Origin of the sequence: Peribacillus sp. NJ4, from assembly GCF_030348345.1 — a bacterium.
Classification (GTDB): domain Bacteria; phylum Bacillota; class Bacilli; order Bacillales; family DSM-1321; genus Peribacillus.
Window position 1 is genome coordinate 3,001,625 of the sequence record NZ_JAUCFQ010000001.1, and the last position, 12,497, is coordinate 3,014,121.

General features: G+C 40.8%; 10 protein-coding genes. All 10 read right to left on the reverse strand.

Annotated features, from left to right (window positions below; genetic code table 11):
• Window positions 1–4: 4 nt before the first annotated feature.
• Complete coding sequence (locus QUF94_RS14975; RefSeq protein WP_289316553.1) at window positions 5–913, reverse strand: hydroxymethylglutaryl-CoA lyase; 909 nt, start codon at window positions 911–913, stop codon at window positions 5–7.
• Between the two features lie 17 nt (window positions 914–930).
• Window positions 931–1,143: an acetyl-CoA carboxylase biotin carboxyl carrier protein subunit gene (locus tag QUF94_RS14980; protein WP_289316554.1), complete on the reverse strand. Its 213-nt coding sequence runs from the start codon at window positions 1,141–1,143 to the stop codon at window positions 931–933.
• A gap of 40 nt (window positions 1,144–1,183) precedes the next feature.
• Complete coding sequence (locus QUF94_RS14985; protein ID WP_289316555.1) at window positions 1,184–2,533, reverse strand: acetyl-CoA carboxylase biotin carboxylase subunit; 1,350 nt, start codon at window positions 2,531–2,533, stop codon at window positions 1,184–1,186.
• Between the two features lie 12 nt (window positions 2,534–2,545).
• Entirely contained in the window at window positions 2,546–4,183 is a 1,638-nt protein-coding gene (locus QUF94_RS14990) for an AMP-binding protein (RefSeq protein ID WP_289318390.1), read from the reverse strand.
• Between the two features lie 123 nt (window positions 4,184–4,306).
• On the reverse strand, window positions 4,307–5,449 hold the full coding sequence (locus tag QUF94_RS14995; protein ID WP_289316556.1) for an acyl-CoA dehydrogenase family protein: 1,143 nt from the start codon (window positions 5,447–5,449) through the stop codon (window positions 4,307–4,309).
• A gap of 60 nt (window positions 5,450–5,509) precedes the next feature.
• Entirely contained in the window at window positions 5,510–6,181 is a 672-nt protein-coding gene (locus QUF94_RS15000) for a TetR/AcrR family transcriptional regulator (RefSeq protein WP_289316557.1), read from the reverse strand.
• A 183-nt stretch (window positions 6,182–6,364) separates the two neighbouring features.
• On the reverse strand, window positions 6,365–7,126 hold the full coding sequence (locus QUF94_RS15005; RefSeq protein ID WP_289316558.1) for a hypothetical protein: 762 nt from the start codon (window positions 7,124–7,126) through the stop codon (window positions 6,365–6,367).
• Window positions 7,127–7,154: 28 nt separating this feature from the next.
• Window positions 7,155–8,201 (reverse strand): cytochrome d ubiquinol oxidase subunit II, encoded by a 1,047-nt coding sequence (locus QUF94_RS15010; protein ID WP_289316559.1) that lies wholly within the window; start codon window positions 8,199–8,201, stop codon window positions 7,155–7,157.
• Between the two features lie 18 nt (window positions 8,202–8,219).
• Window positions 8,220–9,581, reverse strand: a complete 1,362-nt coding sequence (locus QUF94_RS15015; protein WP_289316560.1) for a cytochrome ubiquinol oxidase subunit I — start codon at window positions 9,579–9,581, stop codon at window positions 8,220–8,222.
• Between the two features lie 1,361 nt (window positions 9,582–10,942).
• Entirely contained in the window at window positions 10,943–11,449 is a 507-nt protein-coding gene (locus tag QUF94_RS15020) for an acyl-CoA thioesterase (RefSeq protein ID WP_289318391.1), read from the reverse strand.
• Window positions 11,450–12,497 lie beyond the last annotated feature (1,048 nt).

Here is a 12,497-nt window from a genome sequence, read left to right on the forward strand (position 1 = left end):
CACCTCAATTTTCTTTTTCCGCGTTATATACAGCCATTTGATGGCTAGGCAATGGTTTTTCCAAAAAGCTTTGCATCATGGTCGCAGCCTTAGTTAGTTTTTCTTGATTGATTCCCGTGTGTATTCCCATATTATGAAGCATATGAATCAGGTCATCCGTTGCCACATTGCCGCTCGCACCTGGTGCATACGGGCATCCCCCTAAACCACCGAGCGAAGAGTCGAAAGTGACCACTCCATAATTCAGTGATTCGAGTACATTAGCGAGTGCCATGCCCCTTGTATCATGAAAATGGAGGGCAATTTGGCTGATATCATATCGTTTAACAGCCTGTTCAAGGAACAAGGCAACCTGTCTTGGAGATGCAACCCCGATGGTATCACCCAATGAGACCTCATTGATTCCGTATTCAAAAAGTTGATCGCAAACACGGAAAACCTGTTCGATTGAAACCTCCCCTTCATAAGGACAGCCGAAAACGGTTGAAACATAACCCCTAACCGTTTTCCCGCTTTTTGCTGCTGTCCCGATGACATCCTTCAATACTGGAAAGGTATCGGAAATCGATTTATTGATATTTTTAAGATTATGGGTTTCACTGGATGACATGAACACTGAAATTTCATCGATATTAGCCTCAAGCGCCGACTCAAGTCCCCTTTGATTGGGTACAAGGGCAGCATAAGTGATACCGGGATTGCGCTTAATTCCCTTAGCCACCTCAACGGCATCACTCAATTGAGGAATCCACTTTGGATGTACAAAAGAAGTCACTTCTATATAAGATAGTCCTGTATCAGAAAGCTGGTCGATCCAATCGATTTTGCTTCGCGTAGGTATGATGACCTTTTCATTTTGTAGCCCATCACGCGGACCGACTTCCTTAATTATCACTTTTTCGGGCCAATTCATCTTACCCCTCCGTCCCTTTATTCAATGACGGCCAATACATCGCCCTCATTTACAAAATCCCCCTCATTCACTTTAAGTTCTTTGATGGTGCCGGCATCCTCAGCTCCAATCGGGATTTCCATTTTCATGGATTCCAAGATAATGATATCCTGTCCCTCGGTTACACTTTGCCCCTCGTTCGCTACGATCTTCCAAACGCTTCCTGCCATGCTTGCCTTTAATTCTGCCATCTTATATTCCCCCAGATCATTAATGTTTTAAAAATATGCGTTATACAGTCAATTTTTTAATATATTTCACAATGAAATCCGTAGTTGTATCCCCTTGGGAAAAAGCTTCATGAGAAATTATTTCCCTCAGCAATGGAAGGTTTGTTTTAATTCCTTCTATGTTATAGCTTTCCAGCGCTTCTCTTAATCTCTCGATTGCTTTATCCCTCGAATCGCCGCTCACTACCAATTTGGCGATCATCGGATCATAGAAATGCGAGACGACGGAAGTTCCATGAACCGCCATTTCATGACGGATCCCCTCACCTTCAGGAAGTTCCATGCTGGTGATTTTCCCCGGTGCTGGGTAAAAGGTTTTCGGATCTTCAGCATATATGCGCACTTCAATGGAGTGTCCATCCTTTTTAATCTTTGCTTGTGTGAATTCCAGTTTGTTGCCTGACGCTATTTTAATTTGCTGCTCGACTAAATCCAGTCCCGTAATTTCTTCGGTGACAGGATGCTCAACCTGAAGGCGCGTATTCATTTCCAGGAAATAGAAATTTTTATCCGCATCAACTAAAAATTCGAGGGTACCCGCATTGCTATAACCAATGGATTTTACCGCTTTCACTGCAGCCATTCCCATCCTGTTTCTTGTTTCTTCGTCCAGGAAAGAAGAGGGAGCTTCTTCCACGACCTTCTGGTGACGCCTTTGAACGGAGCATTCCCTTTCCCATAAGTAAACAGCATTCCCAAAGGAATCCGCCAATACTTGAATTTCGATATGACGAGGTTTCTCTATCAATTTTTCAATGAACATATCTCCATTGCCAAAAAACAATTGGGCACGTTTTTGATTCCCTTCGAAGGCTTTGGATAATTCATCTTCATCGGCAACGGCCTGCATGCCGATTCCCCCGCCGCCCGCCGCTGCTTTTAACATGACTGGATATCCAATCCTTTCGGCAACGGCTGCCGCTTCTGCGCTATCAATTAATGGACGTGAAAATCCTGGAACCAATGGAAGTCCTGCTTCCTCCATCTTTTTCCGTGCCTCGACTTTATTGCCCATCTGCTGGATGACCTCTGGTTTGGGACCAATGAATATCAAGCCGGCTTCTTCGCAAGAACGGGCGAAATCTGCATTTTCACTAAGAAATCCGTAACCTGGATGAATGGCATCTACTCCGGTTTCTTTAGCGAGTTCCAAAATCTTATCGACGTTCAAATAGCTTTCCTGTACTCTCGAACCGCCCAATAAATATGCCTCATCTGCCAATCCCACAAATGGCGAATCCGAATCTGCTTCCGAATGGACGGCAACAGTATGTATTCCCATCTTCTTGCATGTACGAATAATACGTGATGCTATTTCTCCTCTGTTTGCGATAAGAATTTTTCGAATCATTCGATATCCTCCTTATTTAGTTCGTTCCGATAGTAGGTCAAGAGTTTGTTCCCGAAGCTTATACTTTTGGATTTTTCCGGATGCAGTCATTGGATAAGCATCGGTAAATTGAATGTAACGGGGAATTTTATGAAATGATATTTTCCCTTTACAATACTCAATCAATTCTTTCTCCGTAAGGGTTTCTCCCGCTTTCAAAATGATCCATGCCGCTACCTCTTCCCCATACTTTTGATCTGGAACGCCGAGTACCTGTACATCGACTATTGCAGGATGTTGATAGAGGAATTCTTCTATCTCACGGGGATATATATTTTCCCCGCCGCGAATGATCATATCTTTCAGCCGACCTGTAATCTTGCAATAACCATTTTCGTCCATCACCGCTAAATCTCCCGTATGAAGCCAGCCTTCCCGGTCAATCGCCTGCTCAGTAGCTTCCGGGTTATTATAATATCCCTTCATCACATGGTATCCCCTTGAACAGAGTTCCCCCTGTTTGCCCCGCTGGACTTCTTTCCCAGTAGCTGGATTGATAATTTTCACTTCCACTTTCGGCAAGGCCCTTCCCACTGAGGAAACACGAAGTTCGATTGGGTCATCCGTTCTTGTCATCGTAATTCCTGGAGATGATTCCGTTTGACCATAAGTAATCGTAATTTCCGAGATCCCCATCTTATTCACCACACTTTTCATGACTTCGATCGGGCATGTTGAGCCTGCCATGATTCCAGTCCGCAACGAACGTAAATCATACTGGTCGAAGTCATCGAGATTAAGTTCAGCGATGAACATCGTCGGTACACCATGAAGTGCCGTACATTTTTCGGATTCAACGGCCTGAAGGACTGCGCGTGGATTGAATTCCACGATGGGCACCATTGTTGCCCCTACAGTAACAGAGGCCATCGTACCAAGGGAACAGCCGAAACAATGAAAAAACGGAACGGGGATGCAAAGCCGGTCATCCTTGGTAAGCTTCATGCAATCCGCAACATTCAATCCGTTGTTGACCAAGTTTGAATGCGTTAGCATCACACCTTTTGGAAATCCTGTCGTCCCTGATGTATATTGCATATTAATCACATCACTTGGAGCCAATTCCCCCATCCTCATGTCCAGCGACTCCTCCGAAATGGATTCGCTCCCGCTAATGACTTCATCCCAGGAAAACGTGCCGGGATAACGCGTTTCGCCTAAAACGATGATATTTTTCAATTTTGGCAGTTTCTCAGATTGTAATTTTCCCGGTTCTGCATTTTTCAATTCAGGTACGATTTCATACAGCGTTTCTATATAGGAATGATCCTTATATTGTTCCATCAGGATAATCGTTGTCGAATCCGATTGCTTAAGCAGGTATTCCAGTTCAATTGTACGGTAATTAGTATTGACCGTAACCAGCACCCCGCCCATTTTCGCGGTGGAAAATTGGGATATAAGCCATTCCGGTTTATTGGACGCCCAAATGGCAATATGTTCCCCTTTTTCAATATCGAGTGACATGAACCCCCGGGCTACCTTTCGGCAAATCTTTTCAAATTCGCGATACGAATGGCGAAGGCCAAGTTCATGGTAAACCACAGCTTCATTATCACCATATTGTTCAGCTGTCTTTTCAAGCATTTTCCCGATAGTAACATCTAGCAAATCGGACATCATACTCCTCCTATCAAATAAAAGTAAGGATGAACGCTTTTTGCTGTATAGATAACATCTGCTTTTCACCTAAATGAACCCTAGCATCATTGTTCATTTTGCGTTCCAAAAAGATTAACAGCCTAATTGTCTGGCGATTACGATTCTTTGAATTTCGGATGTGCCTTCCCCAATTTCCAATAACTTAGCATCTCTTAAATAGCGTTCCACTTCATATTCGCGCATGTAGCCAGAACCGCCATGTATTTGAATCGCTTGATTGCTGGCCCGGAACGCTGTCTCACTTGCAAAAAGCTTGGCGTATGCCGCTTCCTTTGCAAAAGGTTTTTTGTTGTCTTTTAACCATGCTGCCTTATATACCATATTCCTAGCCAATTCAATTTCCATCGCCATGTCTGCAAGCTTGAATTGAATCGCCTGGAAACTTGAAATGGATTTACCGAATTGAATGCGCTCTTTTGAAAAAGCTAAAGCCTTGTCAAAGGCTGCTTGTGCGATGCCGACGGCCAAAGCTGCAATCGAAATCCTACCGCCATCCAGCGTGAATAAAAATTGTTTGAACCCTTTATCTGGATCTCCCAATAAATTTTTCTTTGGCACGCGGACATTATCAAGAATGATTTCACACGTATTGGAAGCGCGAACTCCCATTTTTTCATAATTGCTATTGATCGTAAGCCCTTCCGTATCCGTTGGCACGATGAATGCAGAGATGATGTTCTTGCCCCTGGAATCCTTACCCGATACAGCGGTAACAGTGATGGTTCTTGAATAGCTGGCATTGGTTATCCATGTTTTCTCGCCATTAATCACATATTCATCACCTTCTAATACAGCAGTCGTTCTCGTCCCTCCAGCATCCGAACCCGCATTAGGCTCTGTTAACCCGAAGGCTGCCAGAGTTTCACCTGTCGTGATTGGAACCAGATATTTTTGCTTCTGTTCTTCGGTTCCAAAATAGTAAATTGGACTTGCCCCAAGTGAAACGGCTGCTGCATAGCTTAAGCCGGTTCCCCCGCACGCCTTGCCAACCTCTTCAACGGCAATTGCATACGAAATCGTATCTCCACCCGAGCCGCCATATTCGTCAGGGAACGGAATTCCTAGCAACCCGAGTTTCCCCATTTTTTTGAATACATCCTCTGCAAACATGGACTTGGCATCCAATTCTATCGCAATTGGTTTAATTTCCTTTTCGGCAAATTCCCTAACCATTTCCTTAATCATCTGTTGTTCTTTTGTAAGTGAGAAATCCATTTGTTCATTCCCCTTTCTTTTAAGACCGACTAGTTGGTCTGTACAAGTCAAATTTTCTGTTTAATCCGTAACCATTTGGTTTTTCAGTAAAAATGGCTGGGTTATTTCCGCTTCTTTTTGTTTATCTGTCAATAATGCCTGGAGAATTAAATCTACGTAGATATCACCGATTTCATCGATTGTTTTTCCGCCGTCCCTTTTGTACCATTTGTAGGACCAGTTCACCATGCCCAGAATCGACATCCCGGTAATTTCAACAGGCAATTCGCTGCGGAACACTCCCTTGTCAATACCTTCTTTGATGACGGAAAAAATGATTTCCTTATACATTTGACGCTTTTTTTTAATTGCTTCAACATAAGGTGGCTTTAAGTAAATGCTTTCTTGATAGAAAACTGAGATGTGTGGTTTATAGAGGTCAAAAACTTTAACGAATGATTGAATGATCTTTTGCATTTTTTCTGTTGGATGGGTACTTGCTGAAATGGCTTCTTGTGCTTTTGTTAAAACATATGAAATAAAGTAATCATGAATGACAAATAAGAGCTCATCTTTGGAAGAGAAATGGTGATAAAAGCCACCCTTGCTAGTTCCGCATGCCTTAACGATTTCGTTAACGGAGACACCATGAAAACCATGCTGATCGAAGAGTGTCAACGATGTTTCAATTATTTTTTCTTTTAACTCCGTAAGACTGCACCCCCTCTTGTATCCGCTTACATCCAACAACATAAAGTGTGTTACTATGTAGTTAACTGGATTTATTTAGATTTTACCAAATATTTAAAAATTGTCAATTTTTAATTATAAACAAAAAAACAGCCCTCATGACCAAGAGCTGTCAACTTACTTTATTTAAGAAAGATATGCCTGAACAATGATTCATTCAAATTATCCGTTGACCAATCACACTGATTATTTATTATTCTTTGCCTTGACTGGTTTTACCTGGGCTTTTACAAGCTTCCATCCATTGTTATAATTCCAGACTGATTTAATCTCAAATATCGGATCACGTTCATCGGACCCTTTCACATTTTGGATTCCCATAAGCCCCTTTCCTTTTCCCAAAACGGTCTTGAGGTCCAGTGAAGAGTATGGATCAACCAAAAGCTCGGTAGGTTCATTAAGCTTTCCATTACGATAAATGCCCAATTCATCATACGTTTGTTTTTTGGAACTGACATCTATCACCACTGGCTTTTGCCCTTCAATTCTGATTTCCGCTTTGTATCCGTCTAGAAATTGGGCCATTACGGGAACGGATGGAGGTACTTCCAATTCCTTAACTTTTCCATCTTTAAACGTATAGGCGTAACTGGTTATCAAACGGTCCCTGCCTTCCATCAAAACCGTGACCAATACATCCTGGACCCCGTCATTATTCAAGTCCGCAACCTTGAGATCAGGTTTATACCCTGCTTCAAGCGGGACGCTGATTGTACGGCGATTGCTTTCAACGCTTAACTCAATTTTCTTCAGAAACTTGCTTCCTTCCTCATATGGCAGCCCCTGAACCTGGATGATGTCTATTTTCTGGTCACCTGTTACATCCCTTTTTGTTGAAATATATGTGCCATCGACCTGAAAATTCTTATCATGTGCTTCAACCGCTTGATAGCTCAAAAAGAGTGAGATGACTAAAACCGCATATTTTAGCAGATATAACTTTTTCATAGTGATAACCTCTCTTTTCCAAGATGAACTAATTTGACATTTGGCGCCGTTTGAACTTTCGACGCTGATCTTTCATGAAGATGGACCAGAAATAATAGAAACCTGGCACTAATATCGCAAAGCCCACGATATATGTGGCAAATACTGCCCGGAATGAAGTCGGATCGGTAAATCCTGAGAGAATCGTGACATTTGGATAAATGATATAGGGTAAATGTGCGATTCCATAAACATAACTGCCGATTAAATACTGAATGATAATCGCTATTACGGCGAGGCGAGGCATCCCTTTAACCTCCCGCTTAGAAAAATGGGGCAGATACAGAGCTACACCGCTAATGATGAAAAAGACGAGCGAGACAAGTAATAATGCAGAGTTTTTCATCATTCCTTCGTAGATCCAATTCGCTTCATTTTTTAACGTGAGCATAACCAGCAGAGCCATGACTAACATTAGCGGTCCCGTTATCATCGCATCCCTGCGGTATATTTTGTATGCTTTCATTTCATCAGCCTGTTTTGAGTAATCAGATAGGAGCAAAGATGATAAAAAAAGCGTGCTCATAATTCCGAACCCCACAAATGCATACTCATTCGGACTCGTGAAAAGTCTAGAAAGATTCAATTCTTCATTCCCTCTCACGCCCTCGACAAATCCAAGATGGGTGATTGGCAATACGCTTATTAATAGTCCGGGTATGATCAATCCCGTTAATCCTGATATATACGTTAACGCTTTTTCATATTTGTCTACGCTATGCGAGAAAACCAAGAAAGCACTCCTAAGGGATAGCAGGACCAAAATCAGGCTCGCGGGAACGATCAAAGCTACCCCAATCGGGAAAACCGCACCTGGAAATAAACTGTAAATTGCAATAACAAGACCAACGACAAAAGTATTAGTCACTTCCCAAGTCGGTGATAAATAGCTATTCGCTATCTTCGTAGCATTCGTTTCTTCCTTTTTAATGTAAGTCATTGCCCAGAAGCCAGCGCCAAAATCCATGGAGGCCATGATGGCATAAAGAAAAATAAAGCCCCACACCAGTGTTATTGCAAGAAGAGCATCACTCATTCGCCTTCCCTCCCCCTTTTATGAATTCGAATCGAAAAGCCTTACATCTTTCTGTTCGGCTTTATATATATCATCCATCACGGAATGTCGCTTGAAATAATACAAAAGTGTAAACACGACCGAAACGCATAAAATGATATATACAAGAATGAACATCGTGAAAAGAAATCCAAGGTTTTCGTACGAGGTGACTGAATCCTCTGTGGTCAGCATCCTGTATATCGTCCATGGCTGCCTGCCTGTACAAGCAAAAATCCAACCGCATTCGATTGATATCACCGAAAGCGGCCCTGCAGCAACAAACAGCCAGAGAATCCATCTCGGATAAGTCTCCTTTTTCAGCCACTTATTCCAAACCAATGCAAACAGTGCTAACGCTATTAAACCTGAACCAATGAGGACCATGGCGTTGAATAAGATATGGACATAAAGCGGCGGCCAATACTCTTCTGGAAAGTCATTCAAACCCGTTACGACCGTATCGAAACTATTTCCAGATAGGAAGCTTAGTACCCATGGAAATTCAATCCCATACTTCACTTCCTGGGCTTCCCTATCTGTATAACCGAATAAGGTAAGCCCAGCATGGTCCTTTGTTTCGAACAATCCTTCTGCCGCCGCCAATTTTTCTGGCTGTTCCCTATATAAATGCTGTGTAGTCGCATGACCATTCAGTGCCGTCAAAAAAGAAAAAACCAAACCTAATACAATACTGAGCTTGAGTGCTTTTTGGTGAAAATTAAATTCAGTAGTCCCATATTTATTTTTCAGCATCTTATAGGCTGCAACTGCCGCTACGACAAACGCTCCTGTAGTATAAGCAGTCAGAGCCGTATGTCCTGCAGTCACTAAGAAACTTGGGTTGAAAAATGCCGCCCAAGGGTCGACATCGACGATTTCCCCATTTTCAAACCGGAAACCAGCCGGTGTCCCTTCAAAAGCATGGACATTCGATATCAAAACAGCCGAAGCCATTGCTCCGAATGCAACAAAGAATAAACTCACGATTCGGGCCCATGGCTTGATTTTTTCAGCAGCATACACATAGATCGACATGAACAACGCTTCAACCATGAATGCATAAATCTCGATCTGGAACGGAAGCGCCATGACACGCCCAATCACTTCCATGAAACCTGGCCATAATAGTGACAGTTGCACACCCGCAATCGTACCGGTCGGAATCCCGACCCCTAGTAAAACCCCTAATGTTTTGGTCCAGCGTTTAGCCATGACAACATACTGTAAATCCTTTGTCCTTTGATACATCAATTCCGCGGCCAACATCATCATCGGCAACCCGACGCCGATCGTTGCAAATATGATATGTACAGCCATATTCGTCCCGAACATTGCACGGGCCATTTGTATATGATCCATACTGTCTTCCTTTCTAACCTTTGTCTCTTGGTAGTATCTCCTCTATAAAGGAAAATATTTAATAATTTTCCACAAACTAAGTTTTCAAAGGTTTTACAGAAAGTCAGTAATTTACTTAATGATGTTTTTGGATTATTTTTTATTCAATATTCTATCGAGGTTATTCTTAGGATATATTTATTTCGGTTAATCGCTTCTTAACCTCGCTTAGATTGCATGTACGAACGGCAATTTTATTATAACTGTGCAAACAAAAAAGTATTTATAAAATTTTACCTTGTAATTTATTCTTCCGCATAACGAACGGGTCACCAAACCATTACCATTGACATCAATAGGAGTGGAATCAAAGATTGCCGCGAATTCTTCACAATTCTCTAAAGAACATTCATTTTCATATTTCCTTCACATAAAAAATACACACATACCCTACAAAATAGTAGTCTATGTGTGTATTACGGCCGGCATTGACTTTTGCCCAGTTTTAGGAATTATTTTCCTATATATCAAATTAAAAGTACGGATACTAGCCTATATATATTTATTTATTATCCTTAGAACTATCTTAGTCATAAATAGAACAATACAATAAAAAATTAACCTTATTGCAAAAATAGCTCCAGCGAGTGGTTTTTGCACCATAACGAAGGACTTCTATAATAAAAAAACTCTACCATATCGTAGAGCCCTAGAAACCAGCAAGTATTTCTAGTACTAACAATACGTTCAGTATTGCTAATATGGTTGTTGCTTCAATTATAGTTGTCGCTGATTCACATCCTTGTAATCTGCCTATTACAAGAGGGTTTACAGTAATAAATCCACTCGAATCTTGTTTATGACTGTATCATCTATCATCCATGCCAAATTTGTGGGTGGGAGTAAAGACCTCCGGGGAATCTCTTTGGTTGTTCCAACAATTTGACTAATCGCACCCATATACATCGACTTAACCGTTCTAATTCAGATGAGGACATGTTCGGGGGGATCTTTTCCTCCATCAAAAGGAATATCAAAAATGCCACATATTAAACTCATTCACATGGATAAAGCAGTTACTTCTGGGTGAAAACGGACTCCACCCTTTGAAGGCTCAACTGCATCATTTTGTTAAGATCGATAGCCGGTGAAAACTTTTACTGAAGCATCACCCATTCGAACAGGAATTCGAAGAGTAAGGATTCGAACAGGTTCTTTCAGTAACTCGTACAATGTTATCTAACTTTTGAATTACTTTTTTTATAATAAACTGGATTGAACTTAGTAAATCAAATACTTCACTTTGCTTATTGTCCGGCTTTTCAGCTTGATCTTACCTTCTTTCACCTCATAGGTTATAAGTTTTATCTTCTATATGAAAGTTAAGGATAATCTACATTTAAAAACGTAGCCACATCTTTGCTTTTTTGTTTTCTCTGGTTCCGCATTTTTGCTCGATCTAATGCCGTTTCATGTAATTTTTTTTCTTCTTCTGTCTCCGGAATAACTTTTGGAACACGTGTTGGACGTTTTTGTTCATCAAGTGCAACAAATGTTAATATAGCAGTCGCTGCAATTCTCCGTACACTGCTTTTTAAATCTTCAGCAATAATTTTTACAAATACCTCCATTGAAGAAGTGCCTGTCCATGCCACATAAGATATAAAACAAACTGAATCCGTTGTACGAATGGGATGTAAAAAGTCAACTGAATCTGTTGAAGCAGTTACACATTCACTTCGACTATGACGTGCTGCAGAAATCGATGCCACTTGATCGACGTCACTCATTAAGCGGCCGCCAAATAATGTATTATGATTGTTCACATCATTTGGAAAAATACGACTCGTTCTTATCACCCTTGATTCTTTGCAATATTTTGCTTCTATAAACCCGTCCTCCTAAAACATGGGCCTGAAATCGCCTATGTAAACTTTTAGTATATGGTAATATTATGATACAATTTTGAGATTTTTATCCTTCACTATCGGCCTACGTAGCTTAGTGTTCCGAGAATGGGCAGGTTGCTTTAAATTATCATTCACCCTCTGCTGTTGCTCCAGCTCTTTGCGAAGCATTAAAAGCTCCTCCTGTTCGAGTAACTGTTGTCTTTCTCTTGGTAGGAACCAGACTTTTCATATTGGTAAAGCCACCGGACTAGGGAGGATGTGGTCAGATCATACTCATCACTGAGCGTTTTCTTTAATTTCCACTTCCGTTGAAACTGAATCATTATCAATGAATTCTACTTATTATTAACAACGTAAATCTTGCTTCTTATGCATGCTCAAAGATAAAGTGGAGAAAGAGACAAGATTTATGCTTATGTTTTTCTATTTTAGAAAAATAGTAGATATGCCTATCTGTTTAGTTTCCCATTTTCGAACTCTAAACGTAAAATATCTTACTATGAAAACTTCACCCATTATTATAAACTCATCAATTATTTAGAAAAGAATCCTATAAGGGCAAATGCAATATCCTAAAGGAATATACACACGCATTGTATATCCTTCTTTAGCTAAACTTAGTTGCAGGTCTATTCTAAATCCATATAACATCTGAAACTCAAATTAGTTACTTGGAATATTGGTTTTTGAACAAATTCTTTTACGCTGGCAATTATACGATGATCATGGGACAAACTCGCCGTATAGCTACCACTCAGCAAATGCTCTTCAATGATTCCATATAATTTTTATGTGCACTCACTAAAAATATGAAACTATACTGACTCCAATTGTAGTGCTAAATTAGCGTTTGGTTTCAATGGACAAAGAAAGAAAATAAATTCTTGAAATTCGAAACGATGAATTAATCATTTTTAAAAACTTCCTTGCCACGCTTAATGCCTCAGTTATTTAATAATTTCTTCCCATTGATCAAAAAGGCTGAACACTGCTTCTCTAACTTTCTAAATTAATTTCGGCTCCATCA